This is a genomic window from Synechococcus sp. CCY 0621 (assembly GCF_019038465.1).
Lineage (GTDB): Bacteria > Cyanobacteriota > Cyanobacteriia > PCC-6307 > Cyanobiaceae > Cyanobium.
Genome location: NZ_JAFKRH010000030.1, coordinates 64,485 through 79,774 on the forward strand (window position 1 = coordinate 64,485; position 15,290 = coordinate 79,774).

At 70.8% G+C, this 15,290-nt stretch carries 16 protein-coding genes; 8 read left to right on the forward strand and 8 right to left on the reverse strand.

Features of this window, described 5'->3' with window-relative positions; all coding sequences use genetic code 11:
• Window positions 1-8 precede the first annotated feature (8 nt).
• Window positions 9-506, reverse strand: a complete 498-nt coding sequence (locus KUG43_RS09040; protein ID WP_216908275.1) for a hypothetical protein — start codon at window positions 504-506, stop codon at window positions 9-11.
• Between the two features lie 44 nt (window positions 507-550).
• Window positions 551-2,083, reverse strand: a complete 1,533-nt coding sequence (locus tag KUG43_RS09045) for a peptide ligase PGM1-related protein (protein WP_216908277.1) — start codon at window positions 2,081-2,083, stop codon at window positions 551-553.
• Between the two features lie 51 nt (window positions 2,084-2,134).
• Between KUG43_RS09045 and KUG43_RS09050 the strand changes: the two genes are divergently transcribed.
• From KUG43_RS09050 to KUG43_RS09060, 3 genes are read left to right on the forward strand one after another with little or no spacing between them, the layout of a single operon-like run.
• Complete coding sequence (locus KUG43_RS09050; protein WP_216908279.1) at window positions 2,135-2,440, forward strand: SemiSWEET family sugar transporter; 306 nt, start codon at window positions 2,135-2,137, stop codon at window positions 2,438-2,440.
• 1 nt (window position 2,441) lies between these two features.
• Window positions 2,442-2,825: a fluoride efflux transporter FluC gene (locus KUG43_RS09055; protein WP_216908281.1), complete on the forward strand. Its 384-nt coding sequence runs from the start codon at window positions 2,442-2,444 to the stop codon at window positions 2,823-2,825.
• A 9-nt stretch (window positions 2,826-2,834) separates the two neighbouring features.
• On the forward strand, window positions 2,835-3,269 hold the full coding sequence (locus tag KUG43_RS09060) for a fluoride efflux transporter FluC (protein WP_216908283.1): 435 nt from the start codon (window positions 2,835-2,837) through the stop codon (window positions 3,267-3,269).
• Here KUG43_RS09060 and KUG43_RS09065 read toward each other — a convergent pair.
• Entirely contained in the window at window positions 3,259-5,349 is a 2,091-nt protein-coding gene (locus KUG43_RS09065) for an HDIG domain-containing metalloprotein (RefSeq protein WP_216908285.1), read from the reverse strand. The two genes, KUG43_RS09060 and KUG43_RS09065, sit on opposite strands and share 11 nt — an antisense overlap.
• Window positions 5,350-5,431: 82 nt before the next feature.
• Here KUG43_RS09065 and folD point away from each other — a divergent pair, with 82 nt between their 5' ends.
• From folD to KUG43_RS09090, 5 genes are all read left to right on the forward strand, one after another.
• On the forward strand, window positions 5,432-6,310 hold the full coding sequence (folD, locus tag KUG43_RS09070) for a bifunctional methylenetetrahydrofolate dehydrogenase/methenyltetrahydrofolate cyclohydrolase FolD (RefSeq protein ID WP_216908287.1): 879 nt from the start codon (window positions 5,432-5,434) through the stop codon (window positions 6,308-6,310).
• A 120-nt stretch (window positions 6,311-6,430) separates the two neighbouring features.
• Complete coding sequence (gene crtE, locus KUG43_RS09075; RefSeq protein WP_216908289.1) at window positions 6,431-7,333, forward strand: geranylgeranyl diphosphate synthase CrtE; 903 nt, start codon at window positions 6,431-6,433, stop codon at window positions 7,331-7,333.
• Window positions 7,330-7,875 carry a divergent PAP2 family protein gene (locus KUG43_RS09080; protein WP_216908291.1) on the forward strand — a complete coding sequence of 182 codons (546 nt, stop codon included), beginning with the start codon at window positions 7,330-7,332 and terminating at the stop codon, window positions 7,873-7,875. Before crtE ends, KUG43_RS09080 begins: the two co-directional genes overlap by 4 nt.
• Window positions 7,872-9,332, forward strand: coding sequence for an ATP-dependent DNA helicase (locus KUG43_RS09085; RefSeq protein ID WP_216908293.1), 1,461 nt, complete (start codon window positions 7,872-7,874; stop codon window positions 9,330-9,332). The genes KUG43_RS09080 and KUG43_RS09085 overlap by 4 nt, the downstream gene beginning before the upstream one ends.
• 79 nt (window positions 9,333-9,411) lie before the next feature.
• Complete coding sequence (locus KUG43_RS09090; protein ID WP_216908295.1) at window positions 9,412-9,729, forward strand: hypothetical protein; 318 nt, start codon at window positions 9,412-9,414, stop codon at window positions 9,727-9,729.
• A 2-nt stretch (window positions 9,730-9,731) separates the two neighbouring features.
• Here the strand turns inward: KUG43_RS09090 and KUG43_RS09095 are convergent, their stop codons facing one another.
• From KUG43_RS09095 to zwf, 5 genes are all read right to left on the reverse strand, one after another.
• Window positions 9,732-10,418: a GAP family protein gene (locus KUG43_RS09095; protein ID WP_216908297.1), complete on the reverse strand. Its 687-nt coding sequence runs from the start codon at window positions 10,416-10,418 to the stop codon at window positions 9,732-9,734.
• Between the two features lie 42 nt (window positions 10,419-10,460).
• Window positions 10,461-10,745 carry an acylphosphatase gene (locus tag KUG43_RS09100; protein ID WP_216908299.1) on the reverse strand — a complete coding sequence of 95 codons (285 nt, stop codon included), beginning with the start codon at window positions 10,743-10,745 and terminating at the stop codon, window positions 10,461-10,463.
• On the reverse strand, window positions 10,742-12,205 hold the full coding sequence (locus KUG43_RS09105; protein WP_216908301.1) for a cobyrinic acid a,c-diamide synthase CobB: 1,464 nt from the start codon (window positions 12,203-12,205) through the stop codon (window positions 10,742-10,744). Before KUG43_RS09105 ends, KUG43_RS09100 begins: the two co-directional genes overlap by 4 nt.
• A gap of 46 nt (window positions 12,206-12,251) precedes the next feature.
• Window positions 12,252-13,550 carry a glucose-6-phosphate dehydrogenase assembly protein OpcA gene (locus KUG43_RS09110; RefSeq protein WP_216908303.1) on the reverse strand — a complete coding sequence of 433 codons (1,299 nt, stop codon included), beginning with the start codon at window positions 13,548-13,550 and terminating at the stop codon, window positions 12,252-12,254.
• A gap of 70 nt (window positions 13,551-13,620) precedes the next feature.
• A complete protein-coding gene (gene zwf, locus KUG43_RS09115) occupies window positions 13,621-15,144 on the reverse strand; it encodes a glucose-6-phosphate dehydrogenase (RefSeq protein WP_216908305.1) in 1,524 nt (507 codons plus the stop codon).
• Between the last annotated feature and the right edge of the window lie 146 nt (window positions 15,145-15,290).

Below are 15,290 nucleotides of genomic sequence, written 5' to 3' on the forward strand. Positions count from 1 at the left end.
GAGCGACCTCAGGGGATTCCAGGAGCTGGCGGGCGGATGACGCCGCCATCGCTGCGGTCGGACGCCGGGGCGCTGGGGCGGCCTCCGGAGCCTGTGGACGGCATCGGCGGGGTGGGGAAGACGTCCTGATCCGCCTGGGGTCGCCGCACGGCGCGGCCCTGCATGTCGGCGAGGGCGGAACGCCACTGCTCCTGCTGCCGCTCCAGTGCTTCCAGCCGCTGGGCGCCGCTCTCGAGCGTCTGCAGGCGTCCCACCATGGCCCGCTGCTGCTCCTCCAGCACGGAGGTGCGATCGAGGGCCCGGCTGTTCTCCAGGCCCTGCAGCCGCTGCTCCAACCGCACCAACCGCTGGTTCTGTTCCTGCGTCTTGCTCAGGATCACCAGGAACAGGACCGCCAACATGGTGCTCAGGCCGATCTGCAGCCAGCCGGTCCAGATCGGAGGGCCCAGGGGTGCCTGTGGGGGGCGCCTGGCGCCGTCGTCGTCGCGGTCGGTGATCGAAACCATGCGCCCCCTGTGCTGCCCCATCCTGCCCTGAGTCGCCCGGGCCGTCAGTCGACGGCCAACGGAAGCAGGGTCCCACTGCGGGCGCTGGCTCCGGCCAGCAGCTCCGCCACGGTGGAGCGATAGACGGCCGAGGCCTGCTCAGGGTCCCGGCCGATGCAGGTCATGCCCAGCTTGCCGAATTCCGAGAGGCAACCCAGCAGATGGAAGACACTGCCCTGCAGGCGGGCAGGGTCGTAGTGCAGGCCTGCCTCGGCGACGATGTCGATCAGGTCGAGGGGCATCAGCCCCCGCAGCCGGGGGTCGCTGAAGTTGTCGGTGGCGCGGTAGTGCAGGGGTTGGCCGGTGGGGGAGAGGAAGCGGCCGGTGGCGGGCTCGAGGCTGCCGGCGGTGATCGCCCGCAGGGCCATGAACGGATGGGTGGTACCGCCCTGGCGCAGGTTGACCTCGATGGCCTGGAGATCCCATGTCTCGCCGAAGCGGCGGGCGATGAAGTCGACGCCGTAGCGCTCCAGGGCTCCTTCGGTGGCGAGGGCCTGGCCGACGGCCCGCCCGTGCTGCATCAGCGCCACCCGGTAGGGCTCGGCGGCGGGAAAGCAGCAGCCGAGGTACGTCTGGCCACCTGGACCCCCGAGGATCTGCTCGTGGGTGGAGAGCACCTCCACCAGCCCCCCCGGATGGATCGTGCCCTGCACGCTCGGGGAACGGAGCTCGGCACCACCCTCCAGCCAGGCCTCCGCCAGAGCCCCCTGCTGGGCCAGCAGCTCCTTCCAGGCGGCCGACGGCATCGGCAAGCCCTCCAGCGCTTCGCCGAGCCGGACGACCCGCTCCCGCCTGGAGAGGCCGGCCAGGGCCAGGGGGGTGAAGTCGAGCCGGGCATTGCCTTCGCCGCTGAAGCCCTCGTTCAGCTTGATCACGCAACTGCCCAGCTCGGGGTGGGCGTCCCAGAGATCGGCCACCGCCTCCGCCAGATCTGCGGAGCTGTGGGCCAGGCCGGTGCCGGGGGGATGCGGCACGCCGCAGCGGGCGAACAGCTCCCGGCTGCCCGCCTTGGTGCCCCAGTAGCCGAGGGCCGGATCGGTGCCCAGCAGGGGCACCTGCAAGCGTTCGGAGAGCGCCTTCTCCAGCTCGGTCACCACGTAGCAGTTGATGAAGCTGCGCCCGGGCCGCAGCCGTTCCCGGATCCGCCCCAGCAAAGCCGGACGCTCCAGCAGCTTCTGGGTGAGCGGTCGGGCGGAGCCATCATCGGTGTCGAACAGGTGCAGGCGCCGGCGGGCATGGGAGGTGGGGACCCCGGGCATCAGCTCCAGCACGGCGTCCACCACCAGCTCCGGCAGCAGCTTGCTGGTCACGTAGACCACCTGCACGCCGGGGTTGCGGAGCCGCATCAACGAGAACAGCTGCCGTTCCTCGTAGTGGTGGGCCCCGGTCACCAGGGCCAGCTGGGAGGGATCCATGGTCAGCGACGGCACCATCAGCAGATCAAAGTCCGCCCCGGGCTCGCCGGCCCCCGTCTCGCCATGCTCCCGGCCCCAGGGGGCCTGCAGCTGCCCCTGCAGTTCATGGAAGCTCAGGACCACGGCGGAATGGGCGGAATCTCGTCATGCTGCTCCCATCAACGGCCGGCGCCAATGGAGTCCATCGCGGTGAGTGCCCTTGGCTATGGGGCCGCCACGTTGACCACCCTCAGCCTGTTTCCCCAGGCCGTGAAGACGGTGCGCAGCGGCGACACCAGCGCCATCTCGCTGCGGATGTACGGCCTGTTCACCCTGGGAATCCTGGCCTGGGCTGCCTACGGACTGCTCAAGGCCGATGGACCGGTGATCGCCGCCAACCTGATCACCCTGGTGCCGTCAACGGTGGTACTGGAACGCAAGCTACGGGCCCTGCTGGATGGACGAAACTGGCGGGGCCCTGGTCCCCGGGGGAAGGGCTGAAATGGCGGCACCGGTGGGTAACGACGCCCTGTTCGTGGCGCTCGGCGCGGTGCCGGGAGCCTGGCTGCGGTTCCGGGTCGTCAACCATTTCGAGCCGATGCTGCCCCGCAAGCACTGGGGCACGTTCGGTGTGAACCTGATTGCCTGCTTCGCCATCGGCCTGCTGGTGAGTCTGCAGGCCAGCTGCGGCCTTGGGGCGGGCCGCACCCTGCTGCTGCTGGGCACGGGATTTCTGGGCAGCTTCAGCACCTTTTCCACCTGGATCGCCGAACTGCACGGCACCCTGCAGCGGAAGCAGCGCCGGGAGGCGGTCCTGCTCTGTGGCGGCTCGGTGCTGGGGGGGGTGCTGGCCGTGGCCGCTGGCCTGGCCCTGGGCAGCTCCTAGGACAGACCCATGGCACCATCCCCAACCGGAAGCCCCCCCAGCCTGCGCCGCGAAGCGCGGGACCTGCTGCTGGTGGCCACAGGCGCCGTGCCCGGTGCCCTGCTGCGCTGGCAGCTGGAGGACCTGGGCAAGGGCCTGGTGGGGGGCCACGCCGGACTGGTCGAGTCCGATCTGGTGGCCAACATGCTGGGCACGTTTCTGATCGGTGTGATTGCGGCGCTGCCGCCCCCCCGGCCGCGGCTGATGCTGCTGGGGGGCATCGGCTTCTGCGGGTCGCTCACCACCTTCAGCAGCTGGATGCTGCAGATCAGCCTGGCCCTGCGCCGCGGCCGCTCCGACGAAGCCCTGGCCGTGGTGCTGATCAGCCTGCTGGGGGGGCTGGTGGCCGTGCGTGTGGGGCTGGCGGTGGGCCTCTGGCTTGGCCGCAGGCGCCTCAGGCGCTGAAGGCCTTGCGGGGGGAGATGGGGTAGGGAATGCGCCGATGGCGCATGCGCCGCCAGACCCGCACGAAGGCCCGGATCACCAGTTCCAGCTCCGCCCGGGAGATGCCGCTGCCGTCGAGCTGGCCGTCGTTCTGACGGGCCTCGACAAGGCGCCGCACCATCGCCTGGGCCTCGGCCTCGGTGGTGCCCGGTGGCAGGGAGCGCAGGGCGGCCTCGCAGCCATCGGCCAGCATCAGGATGGCCGTCTCGCGGCTGCGGGGGGCAGGGCCCCGGTAGCGGAACTGCTCCTCCCGCACCGCAGGGTCCCGCTCCTTGGCCTGGTGCAGGAAGTAGCCCATCTTCAGCCGGCCCTGGTGCTCGGGGATGAAATCCGCCAGGGGGCGAGGCAACCGGTAGCGACGGGCCAGCTTCAGCCCCTCGTCGACATGGGCCTGGAGGATGGCGGCGCTGGCGAAGGGATCGTCGAGTTCGTCGTGGGGGTTGGCGCCGTTCTCCTGGTTCTCGATGAACCAGTGGGGGCCGTGCAGCTTGCCGACATCGTGATAGAGGGCACCGGTGCGGATCAGATCCACATCGGCCTGGATGGCGCGGGCCCCCTCCTCCGCCAGTCCGCAGATCATCAGGGTGTGCTCGAACGTGCCCGGCGCCTCCATCGACAGCCGCCGCAGCAGGGGGCGTTCCAGGTCGGCCAGTTCCATCAGCCGGGCGCGGGTGAGCAGGCCGAAGAAGCTCTCCACCAACGGGGCCAGCAGCAGACCCGCCATCAGCAGACCCGTCACCAGCAGGGCCTCCTGGAGCAGGTCGCTGCCGCTGAATGGTCCCGAGGAGGTTTCCAGGCCGCGCAGGTTGAACATCTGGATCAACAGCCACTGGAGCAGCACGGCGCCGACCGGCAGCAACAGGGCCAGTTGCAGCAGCTGGGCCCGGTTGCGCTGGCGTCCGGCGAGCACGGCCGCGATCGCCGCCACCAGGGCCGCCACCCCCAGCTGGGGCGCCAGCAGACCCTGCACCGGCACCGGCCAGAGCATGGCGGCCACGGCCAGCCAGGCCAGGCCGGCGGCTGTGCCCAGGCCCTGGGACAGCAGCAAGGTGGGGGGAACCAGCAGGGCCAGGGGACTGACCTGGTTGCCGAGCCAGAGCTTGCACCCCTGGACCAGCACCAGCATCGCCAGCGCCAGCAGGGCCTGGCGGGGTTCGAGGCTGGCCCGCCAGCGGCGCATCACCAGCAGCAGCACACCGCAGGCGGCCAGGGCCTCACTGAAGCGGGCCAGCCAGGCCAGGGGGCGGGGGCGATGGTTGACCAGGTCGAAGTGCTCCAGCACATCGAAGGCCTGGGGGCTGATCGGTTCGCCCTGCCGGGTGATTAGGTCGTTCTTCCGCACCCGGATCGTGGGCAGCCCCTGGCGGGTGAGCAGGTCTTCAATGCGGCGCTGGCTGAGGAAGCTGTCACCGCGCAGGTTGGTGCGACCTTGCAGGCTGCTGGCCAGCAGGCGGCTGCCCAGGCTGCGGGCCGGAGCTGGCAGGTCGTTGAGCTGCAGCACCGCCGCCTGGAGGAGCTGGCCTTCCGAAAGGCTCGCCACCACCCCCTGGCTGAGCATGCGCAGCTGGGCCTGCCGCAGGGAGACCTTCCAGGCCACCAGCCGGGGGGGCGTCAGGCCCGTCAGCCAGCGACGTTCTTCTTCGGTGAGATTGAGAGAATCGGGGCGGGGCTGGTCGTCGGCCACCTTCTCGCGCACGTGCAGCAGACGTTGCTCCAGCCGTTGCATCAAGGCCTCGCTGGCCTGGGGGTCGACCACCTGGACCTGGCTGCGGGGCAGCATCTGGCTGCGGCGCTGCTCCAGGTCGGTGCTGTCGATGACGGTGGCGTCGGCGGGCGCCCGCACGGTGAAGGGGGCCGCCATGCCCGGACGCAGACTCGGCTCGACCAACCAGGGCCAACTGGACAGCAGGGCCACCAGGAGGCAGAGCAGCAGCACGAGCAGACCGCCCCCTGGACGCCAGGCCACCAAGGCCTGGCGGGGACGCTCGAGCCGCAGCAGCTGGCGCCAGAGTCCCCTGATCGGCCGCAGCCCCAATCTCATACCACCCACGCTAGCCAATGCACAACGTCGCTCCATTCGGGGGCTGTCGTTGCATGCTGGTGGTCGGCAGCGCGTTCTCCCCATGGCCACCCTTCTCGACGGCCGGCGACTGGCGGCGGAGATCGAACGGCGCCTGAGCGCCGTGATCAGCGAAGGCCTGGAGGTGGCGGGTCGGGCACCCGGCCTGGCGGTGTTGCGGGTTGGGGATGATCCCGCCAGTGGCGTGTACGTCGCCAACAAGGAGAAGGCCTGTGGCCGCATCGGCATCAGCAGCCACGGGGGCCATCTGGCAGCGGACACCCCGGCCGAGGAGGTGCTGGCCCTGATCCGGCGCCTCAACGCCGACCCGACGGTCGACGGCATCCTGCTGCAGCTGCCCCTGCCGCAGGGTCTGGCGGAAGAACCGCTGCTGGCGGCGATCGACCCGGACAAGGATGCCGATGGTCTGCACACCCTCAACCTGGGCCGGCTGCTGAAGGGGGAGCGGGGCCCGCGCAGCTGCACGCCGGCTGGGGTGATGGCGCTGCTGCGCAGCGCCGATGTGCCGATCTCCGGGGCCCATGCGGTGGTGGTCGGCCGCAGCATCCTGGTGGGCAAGCCGATGGCCCTGATGCTGCAGGCCGCCGATGCCACGGTCACCGTGGCCCATTCCCGCACCCGTCACCTGGCCGAGGTGACCCGCCAGGCCGATCTGCTGGTGGTGGCGGCCGGCCACCCCCAACTGATCGGCAAGGTGCACGTCAAGCCGGGGGCGGTGGTGGTGGATGTGGGCATCCACCGACTGGACGGGAAGCTCTGCGGCGACGTGGATTACGAGACGGTCGAGCCCCTGGCGGCCGTCATGACGCCGGTGCCGGGCGGGGTGGGGCCGATGACCGTGGCCATGCTGCTGGTCAACACCGTGGTGGCCTGGTGCAATCGCCACGGGCTGGAGCATTCCCTGGATGATCTGCTCCGCTGACGACGCCAACGGCAAGGTCAATGCCTCCCCCAATGCAGCGCAACCGATCCCAAACTGTTGCGCACATCCAGCACCTGCCACCATCGGCCTGAGAGAATCCGCGCCAACACACTGGTACCCATGGCCCCGGCGGTGAGCACGGCGTTCGACTTCACCGCCTACCTGGAGGCGGCCCGCTGGCGGGTGGAGGCGGCCCTGGACGGCTCCCTGGGCCCGGAGCGTCCGGAGTCGCTGCGGGAGGCGATGCGCTATTCCCTGCTGGCCGGTGGCAAGCGCCTGCGGCCGATCCTCACCCTGGCGGCCTGTGAACTGGCCGGCGGTGATACCGATCTGGCCATGCCCACGGCGGTGGCGATGGAGATGATCCACACCATGTCGCTCATCCATGACGACCTGCCCGCCATGGACAACGACGACCTGCGCCGCGGCCGGCCCACCAACCACAAGGTGTACGGCGAGGCCAAGGCGATCCTGGCCGGCGATGCCCTGCTGACGCGCGCCTTCGAGATGGTGGCGCTGCGCAGCCCAGGGGTTCCCCCCGAACGGCTGCTGCAGGTGGTGGGCGAGCTGGCCCTGGCCTCCGGCGCCCCCGGCCTGGTGGGCGGCCAGGTGGTCGACCTGGAATGCGAAGCCCGCCAGGTGGATCTCGACACCCTCGAGTACATCCACCTGCACAAGACAGGTGCCCTGCTGCGGGCCTGCGTGATCTCCGGCGCCCTGGTCGCCGGGGCCTCCGAGGAGCTGCTGACGGCCCTGCGCACCTACGCCCGGGGCATCGGACTGGCCTTCCAGATCATCGACGACATCCTCGATGTCACCGCCAGCAGCGACGTGCTGGGCAAGACTGCCGGCAAGGACCTGGCTGCCGACAAGACCACCTACCCCAAACTGCTGGGCCTGGAGGAATCCCGCCGCCGCGCGGAAGCCCTGGTGAGCGAGGCCAAGGCGGTGCTGACCCCCTGGAACACCAAGGCCGCGCCCCTGCTGGCCCTGGCCGACTACATCACCAGTCGCGACCGATGAGCGAAGCTGTCGGCGCGCTCGATGCCCTGGGGGAGATCCTGGCCAACGGTGTGCTGGCCTGGGGTCTGGCCGCCTGCGGCGTGGCCCAGCTCTCCAAGCTGGTGATCGAACTGGTGCAGCACCGGCGCTGGCGGCCGGCGGTGCTGGTCGAAACCGGCGGCATGCCGTCGAGCCATTCCGCCCTGATGACCGGCACGGCGGCTGGCCTGGGCTGGGAACTGGGCTTCGCCGACCCCCTGTTCGCCCTGGCGGCCGTGCTCTGCTTCGTCGTCCTGTACGACGCCAGCGGCGTGAGGCGCGCCGCCGGTCTGACGGCCCAGCGGGTGAATGGTCTCCCCGATGGACTCTGGGACACGCGGTCCAATCCAGGGGAGACCAGCGCCGAACCCGTGCTGCGTCCCCTCAAGGAAAACCTCGGCCACACCCGCCCAGAGGTGCTGGTCGGCAGCCTGATGGGTCCCCTGGTGGCGCTGCCGGGCCTGGCCCTGCTCGGCTCGCCGCTGCAGATCGCCCAGGGCGCCGGCTGGTTGCCGCTGGGGTGAGCGATCTCTCCAGCCTGAGCGACGATCAGCAGAACGCCGCCACCGCCTTCGCCGCCTGGCTGTCGGCCCCATCCGACGGCGTGCCGTTCGTGCTGGAGGGCTATGCCGGCACCGGCAAGACGTTCCTGTCGATGCGATTCCTGGCCCAGGCGGAGCGGGCCGGCCTCTGCTGGACCGTTGTCGCCCCTACCCACAAGGCGGTGGGCGTGCTGCGCCATCACCTCGCCCTGGCGGGACTGCAACCCACCTGGTACCCCTCCACCATCCACCGCCTGCTGCGGTTGAAGCTGAAGCGGGAGGGGGATCGGGAACGCTGCGAGGAAACGGCGCAGACCGCCCTGGCGCTCGAGAACCTCGGGCTGGTGCTGGTCGATGAGGCCTCGATGGTGGATGGCAGCCTGTTGGAGATCACCCTTCGCTGCGCCCAGGCTTACCGCACCCGCCTGGTGTTCGTGGGGGATCCGGCCCAGTTGCCGCCGGTGGGGGAGGAGCAGAGTCCGGTGTTCGCCCTGGGCCGGGCCCAGCGGGTGGCCCTGACCCATGTGGTCCGCCACCAGGGACCGGTGCTGCGCCTGGCCGGCGGCCTGCGGCAGGGGAACCTCCCTTGCCGCAGGCCGCCTGTGCTGGCACCGGTGCGCACCGCCACGGGGCGGGTGTCGTTGCTGGGCCGAAGCGACTGGCTGGCGGCCGCCCAGGAGGGCCTGCGCCGCAGCGCCGCTGCCGACGATCCCGACCTGGCCCGGATCCTCTGCTACACCAACCGGTCCCTGGAGCGTCTGGTGCCGATCGCCCGCCGCGCCCTGCATGGCGCCATGGCCGACCAGCTGCCCGTGCTCCCCGGCGAGGTGCTGATCACCCGCACCGCCGTGATGGCGCCCGCCTGCCGCGAAGGGGACGCCGCCGCCGAGGAGCCCGACCTGCTGCTGGGCAGCAACCGGGAGCTGGTGGTGCGCGATGTGCGCCCCGAACGCTGTGACCTGGCTGACTATGGCGTGGAGGCCTGCCTTGGTGCCTCCGTGATCGACACCCTCACCGCCACCGTCGAGGCGGGGGAGGCCCAGCTGAACCTGCGCTTGCTGCCCCCCCTGGGCAGCGGCCCCCGCGCCAGCCTTGACGGGGTGATGGAGGGGCTGCGGCAGCAGGCCCGCGAGGCGGGCAAAAAAGATGGCAAGCCCTTCTGGCGCCGCTACTTCCTGGTGCGTGACGCCTTCGCCTCCCTCGGACCGGCGGCCGTGCTCACCGTCCATCGCAGCCAGGGCAGCACCTTCGGGGAGGTCTTCATCGATGAGGACGTCTTCTGGCCCCGGGACCTGCAGCTGCGGCAACGGCTGGTGTACGTGGCGGTGAGCCGGGCCAGCCAGGCGGTGACCCTGATGGCCGGGGCCGGTGACGACGCTGAGCGGGAGCACTGGGGACGCTGGCTGCGGGAGGTCGACAGCAGTCCATCGGCCCCATGAGCTGGACCCACCCGAGCACAGCGCCTACCCTCCGTCCATAGGTTTCTGTCTGGATCACACCCTGAATCCCCTTCTCGGTATGACGCCTCCGCGGCTTGAACTGGCGACGGTGCTGGGCACCGCCCAGCCGGAGGCCAAGGACGCCGCCAGCCAGGGCGAAGCCCCTGGATCCACCTTGGGCGGTGAGCTGATCGCCGAAGTGGGAGCCCTGCTCGTCGCTGCGGTCCTGGTGGGAGTGATCGTGCTGGTGCGGCGCTGGCTGAAGCTGCGCTCGCGGCCGGCGATGCCGGGACTGCCTCCGGAGCGGGTGCTGCCCTTCTCGCGCCACGGCACCATCCACGATCCCAAGTACCTCGGACGCATCCTTGAGGCTGAGGACCCCCCGGGCGGTCCCTGATCTCAGCCGGCCCGCAACCCCTCGATGCCCTGCCAGCCGAGGTAAGCGGCCAGGACGAAGCAGATGGTCGCCACGATGAGCTCGGCGTTGGCAAACAGCCAGTCCTTGCCGGCCTGCAGCACGGGCCGCAGACGCTCCTGACCCACCAGTGCCAGCCCCGCCAGGGGCAGCAGCAGCAGGATGGCGCTGAACAGGCTGAACACCCCCGTGGTCAGCACCTCCCGGGGCCGACTCAACCCCGCCTCCAGCAGGCTGGCGGCGGATTTGGCATAAAGGAACAGATCATCCGGGCTGGACACCTGCACAGCGGCGCTGAGGCCGAGCAGCAGCGGCAGCGGCAGGGCGCAGAAGCCGTCCAGCCGGCGGGTCCAGCCGGGGGGACCACTCTCCTGGCGGCTGCCCTGCAGGCCGTTGAGGCCCAAGGCCAGCAGGCCGCCGGCCCCCAGCAGATCGAGGCCGGTGCGCTGATCGCTGCCCTGCTCCATGGTGAGCAGCAGGCCATGGCCCACGCTCAGCAGCAGGGCCATGGCCGCCGCGGAGGTGAGCAGCCAGCCCAGCACGAACCAGCTTCCCCGGCGCAGAGGATTGGGACCCACCAGGATCAGCAGCAGCAGGCCGATGTGCAGCGGGCTGAAGCTGATCGCCAGGCCAAATCCGAACAGTTCACGCCAGAGGCTGGTGGTCGGCATGGTGGGGGTCGTTGAAGCCCCATTCTCCGGTGCCGTGATGGTTCAGGTGCGGATCTCGAACCAGTCGGTGCCCGCCACCGCCACCTGGCCGCTGCTGACACTGCTCACATGGGCCCCCTGGGGCCCCTTTTCGCACCAGAGCCGCAGCTCCTGCAGCCGGTCCGGAAGCCCCTCGGCCTCCAGATCCACCGAGCCATCGGCGCGGTTGCGCACCCAGCCGCTGAGGCCGAGGTCGATGGCCTTCTGGCGGCAACCCACCCGGTAGCCCACCCCCTGCACCAGCCCCCGCACATTCAGGCGCCAGCGCTCATGGGGCGTGGCACTCATCCGCAGACTGGGCTGAATGAAGCGGCGTTCCTCGGCAGCGGCACGGCGCTGGCGGCGGCTCTCGCCAGTCTCGAGGGAATCGCCGGGCATCCAGCCCAGTGGAGGTGCAGCCAGCTGGCGTGAACGGTCCGGGCGGTCCATCCTTCAATCCTTGCGGGTGTTCCCCACCCATCAAGTTGCCATAAGTCCTCCCCCGCTGCCAACTCATCGGCCAGGGGTGGTTGGGGCACCAGCTGCCAGCGGTGGAACTCATGGCCGCTGAGGACTTCACCTCGGCGCACCAGCAGCCCATCCACGCCCGGCAGGGCCTGGCGGTAGCCCAGGCTGAGGGCACCCCGGCGGGCGCTGAAGGGGAGCAAGCCGGCCATGGGGTGCCGGTTGCCGTCGCCATCCTCCAGCTCCCGGCCCAGCAGCAACAAGCCGCCGCATTCGGCCACGATCGGCAGACCGGCGCGGGCCGCCACGCCGAGGGATCCCAGGCTGCGGCGGGCGGCCGCCAGTTGGGAGGCATGCAGCTCGGGATAGCCGCCCGGCAGCAACACCGCCCGGCAGTCCGCCGGCAGGGGCTCGTCGGCCAGGGGACTCCAGGGCAGCGGCCGCAGGCCGCAGGCCAAGAGCAGCTCCTCGGCTTCCGGGTAGCGAAAGTGGAAGGCGGCGTCGCTGGCGATCGCCACGGGCAGGGGGCCGGAGGCCGGGGTGGCCGTGGAGACGGTGGTGGGTGGCTCCGGCGGGACCTGCCCCAGGCACCAGCGAATCGGATCCAGCGTTTCCGGCGGGCCGGCCGGTGGTGCCAGCAGGGGCCAGAGCCGGCCCAGATCGAGGTGCTCTTCAGCCAGGCGGGCCCAGATCCGCTGGCGCTCGCCCAGGTCGCCCAGCTCGCCCGGGGTGAGCAGGCCCAGGTGGCGGGAGGGCAGTTCCAGGCTGGGGTGGCTGGGCAGCACTCCCAGCAGGGGAACCTCGATGGCCTCGAGGGCTTCGGCGAGCAGGCGGTGGTGCCGGTCGCTGCCGACCCGGTTGAGCACCACTCCGGCCAGGGACACCCGGGGCGGGCCGTGGTCGCGGAAGCCGCGCACCAGGGCCGCCAGGCTGCCGGCCTGGCGCGACGCTTCCACCACCAGCACCACCGGCAGCCCCAGCAGATCAGCCACGGCGGCGGAACTGCCCTCGCTGCCGGAGCCACGGCCATCGAACAGGCCCATGACCCCCTCGACCAGCACCCGAGTGGCCCGGCCGCCATGCCATTGATAACTGCGCCGCACCCACTCCTCGCCGCAGAGCAGGGGGTCGAGGTTGCGGCAGGGGCGCCCCGCCACAGCCCCCAGCAACTGGGGGTCGAGGTAGTCGGGCCCCACTTTGAAGGGCTGGAGGCTCTCCCCCCGCGCCCGCGCCACGGCCGCCAGGGTGAGGCTCAGCAGGGTCTTGCCGCTGCCGCTGCAGGGGGCGGCGATCAGGCAACTCATGCGATCGGGTCGGGACGGCGTTGACGCGCCGAGAGAGGAGCGCGCTTCAGCCTGGCAGCAGGGTGGCCGCCAGTGGCACCGCCGCCGCCAGCAGCGGGGCGGTGGAATCGTGGCCGCCGGAGAGCAGGCGGGCCATTTCCATCTCCTCGCTCTCCTCGGGCAGGGGCACCACCCCCTCGGCCAGTTCCATGCTCGCCATGCCCCCCGACTCCAGCCGCATGCAGCCCCCTGACTCCGAGCAGAGGATCACACACAGGGGGGGCCGGTGCACCGGTTCGCAGATCAGCCGCATGCCGACGATGGCGCCGGGGTGGGTCTTGGGCACCCCCATGGGCACGGGCATGAGCGTGAACTGGACCGCCACGCCGTCGGTGCGCTCGAACTCGGCCGTGATTCCCGGACCCGGCCCGTCCACTTCCACCGCATAGCTGGTCACCAGGTGCCAACCCAGGCGGTCGGCGATCCAGGCGGCCAGCAGCAACCCCTTGACCGGGTGGTCGCCCTCCACGTCGATGTCGAGCTGGACCACATGGCCGAGGGCATCCCGACGGGACGGGGGGTCAAACACCATGGCCAGGGATTCACGCCAGGTGCGCAGCCGCAGCCAGTTGAGATCATTGACGGCCTGGCCGGCGCTGATCCGGGCCAGCATGAGGTCGAGGCAGCGGCGCGGCTCCCCGAGGGAACTGTCGATCACCAGCCGCCGGGGCACCGGCGCCAGCGCCTCCAGCATCTCGGAGGGTTCATCCAGGCTGCTGTTCCACCACACCCAGCACGGCAGGCTGTCGTCCACCAGGGTCTGGAACAGGTCGAGGCTCTGCTGCAGCGCCCCCATGCCGCCACGGAGCACCACAACGTCGCCGCAGGCGGCTCCCGCGCCCCCCTCTTCCGGCAGTGGGCAGTAGGCCGCCACCAGGGTCTCGAGGGGATGGCCGGGATCCAGGGTGGGGGCCAGGGTGATCAGCCGCCGCGGCATGTGGGCACTGATGGCGCTTTCGACGAACTGGCCGCGCAGGTCCTGGCACCGGTGGTGGCCATCCTTCTGGCCGATGGCCCAGGCCAGCCGGGGATCCATCGGCGCCGTGCTGAGGGGCAGGTCGGTGTCCGGCAGGGCCAGGCGGGCCGCCTCCAGCAGCTCCTGGCGCAGCAGGCCGGTGATGGGCCCATCCACCCGGCCGATCCGCACCATCTGCTGTTCCAGCCAGGAAGGTTCCCACACCACCAGCGTGAAGGTGGCGGCGCCGGTGGAGCCCTCCAGGTCATGGGTCCAGAGGCGCTGGAGGTAGGGGTGGACCTCCTCGGGCGGCAGATCGAGGGGGGCCTGGAGGGTGAGCTGGGGAGCCATGGGGGCGCGGAAGGGGGCGGTGGTCGCTGGGCTGGGGGACTGGAGCGAGAGGGGGGACCGGACCCGTGCCTCAGGGGCGGCGCCAGATCAGGCCGTCATCGGCCAGAAGGCCATCGGCGGCGGCCGGACCCCAGGTGCGGGCTTCGTAGGGGTGGACGGGCAGTTGCCAGGGGGATTCCTCGATCAGGGCCAGCAGCGGCGTGTAGAGCCGCCAGGCCGCTTCCACCTCGTCGCTGCGGGTGAACAGGGTGGGATCCCCCAGCATGGCGTCGGCCAACAGGCGCACATAGCCCTCATCGGAGGGTTCACCGAAGGATTCGTCGTAGCTGAAGGCCATGTCGACGGGACGACTGCGCATCCCGGAGCCGGGGGCCTTGACCTCGAACTTGAATTCGGCGCCCTCATCGGGCTGGATGCGCAGGATCAGCTGGTTGGGGGTGGGGGCGCCACCGGCGGCGTCGAAGAGGTGCACCGGGGCCTCCCGGAAGGTGAGCACCACCTCGCTGAGGCGCTTCGGCAAGCGCTTGCCGGTGCGCAGGTAGAAGGGGACGCCCTGCCAGCGCCAGTTGTTGATGGCCACCTTCATGGCCACGTAGGTCTCGGTGGTGCTGTTGGCGTTCACCCCCGGCTCCTGGCGGTAGCCGGGCAGGGGCTTGGCCATGGTGCCGCCGGCGGCGTACTGGCCCCGCACGCAGCACTTCCAGGCCTCGTCCTCGTTGGCCAGGCGGGCCGACTGCAGCACCTTGGCCTTTTCGTTGCGGATCGCCTCCGGATCGAAGCGGCCGGGGGCCTCCATCGCCGTCAGGGCCAGGATTTGAGTGAGGTGGTTCTGCACCATGTCCCGCAGGGCGCCGGAGGATTCGTAGTAGCCGGCCCGCTCCTCCACGCCGACGGTTTCGGCGGCGGTGATCTGGACGCTGGAGATGTAGTTGCGGTTCCAGATCGGCTCGAAGATCGTGTTGGCGAAGCGCAGCACCAGGATGTTCTGGACCGTTTCCTTGCCCAGGTAATGGTCGATGCGGAACACCTGGCTTTCCTTGGCGCAGGCCTGCACCACCTTGTTGAGGGCCTGGGCGCTGGCGTAGTCGCGGCCGAAGGGCTTCTCGATCACCACCCGGCTGCGATCGGCGTCGGCCAGCAGGCCGGCACCGGCCAGGGCGCGGCAGCCGCTGCCGTAGAACTCCGGCGAGACCGAGAGGTAGAAGGTGCGGTTGCCCCGGGTGGCCCGCAGCCGGTCGATGCTCTCCAGCCGCTGGCCGAGGCGCACCAGGTGGTCGGGCTGCTGGAGGTCGACCGGCTCGTAGAAGAGGCCCTGGGCGAACTGCTCCCAGGCGGTGCGGTGCGAGGCGATCTCATTGGCCAGGGCGGCGCCCATCTTCTGGCGGAACTCCTCATCGCTCCAGGGCCGCCGGGCGCAGCCGAGCACGGCGAACTCGCTGGGCAATCGCCGCTGGCGGAACAGCTCGAACAGCGCCGGGATCAACTTGCGGTGGGTGAGGTCGCCACTGGCCCCGAAGATGACGATGCACTGGGGCGAGATCACCCGCTCCTGGCGCAGACCCACCCGCAGGGGATTGGTGAGGATGGCGGTCATGGGCAGGGCGTCCGGTCACCCTGGTTTAACGGCTGCTCCGGCATCCCGCTGCATCGCCGCCGCAGGGAGCCTGCCGGTGTGTGCATTCTCGGATCGTCGCCCATCAAAAAGCCCGCCGGAAGCGGGCTTGGGGGGAGGTAAGCGGC

Excerpts from the sequence above, each read along its gene's own strand:
- KUG43_RS09040 (WP_216908275.1), bottom strand. The coding sequence starts at position 506 with ATGGTTTCGATCACCGACCGCGACGACGACGGCGCCAGGCGCCCCCCA.
- KUG43_RS09050 (WP_216908279.1), top strand. The coding sequence starts at position 2,135 with ATGGAGTCCATCGCGGTGAGTGCCCTTGGCTATGGGGCCGCCACGTTG.
- KUG43_RS09055 (WP_216908281.1), top strand. The coding sequence starts at position 2,442 with ATGGCGGCACCGGTGGGTAACGACGCCCTGTTCGTGGCGCTCGGCGCG.
- KUG43_RS09060 (WP_216908283.1), top strand. The coding sequence starts at position 2,835 with ATGGCACCATCCCCAACCGGAAGCCCCCCCAGCCTGCGCCGCGAAGCG.
- KUG43_RS09065 (WP_216908285.1), bottom strand. The coding sequence starts at position 5,349 with ATGAGATTGGGGCTGCGGCCGATCAGGGGACTCTGGCGCCAGCTGCTG.
- folD (WP_216908287.1), top strand. The coding sequence starts at position 5,432 with ATGGCCACCCTTCTCGACGGCCGGCGACTGGCGGCGGAGATCGAACGG.
- crtE (WP_216908289.1), top strand. The coding sequence starts at position 6,431 with ATGGCCCCGGCGGTGAGCACGGCGTTCGACTTCACCGCCTACCTGGAG.
- KUG43_RS09080 (WP_216908291.1), top strand. The coding sequence starts at position 7,330 with ATGAGCGAAGCTGTCGGCGCGCTCGATGCCCTGGGGGAGATCCTGGCC.
- KUG43_RS09090 (WP_216908295.1), top strand. The coding sequence starts at position 9,412 with ATGACGCCTCCGCGGCTTGAACTGGCGACGGTGCTGGGCACCGCCCAG.
- KUG43_RS09095 (WP_216908297.1), bottom strand. The coding sequence starts at position 10,418 with ATGCCGACCACCAGCCTCTGGCGTGAACTGTTCGGATTTGGCCTGGCG.
- KUG43_RS09100 (WP_216908299.1), bottom strand. The coding sequence starts at position 10,745 with ATGAGTGCCACGCCCCATGAGCGCTGGCGCCTGAATGTGCGGGGGCTG.
- KUG43_RS09105 (WP_216908301.1), bottom strand. The coding sequence starts at position 12,205 with ATGAGTTGCCTGATCGCCGCCCCCTGCAGCGGCAGCGGCAAGACCCTG.
- KUG43_RS09110 (WP_216908303.1), bottom strand. The coding sequence starts at position 13,550 with ATGGCTCCCCAGCTCACCCTCCAGGCCCCCCTCGATCTGCCGCCCGAG.
- zwf (WP_216908305.1), bottom strand. The coding sequence starts at position 15,144 with ATGACCGCCATCCTCACCAATCCCCTGCGGGTGGGTCTGCGCCAGGAG.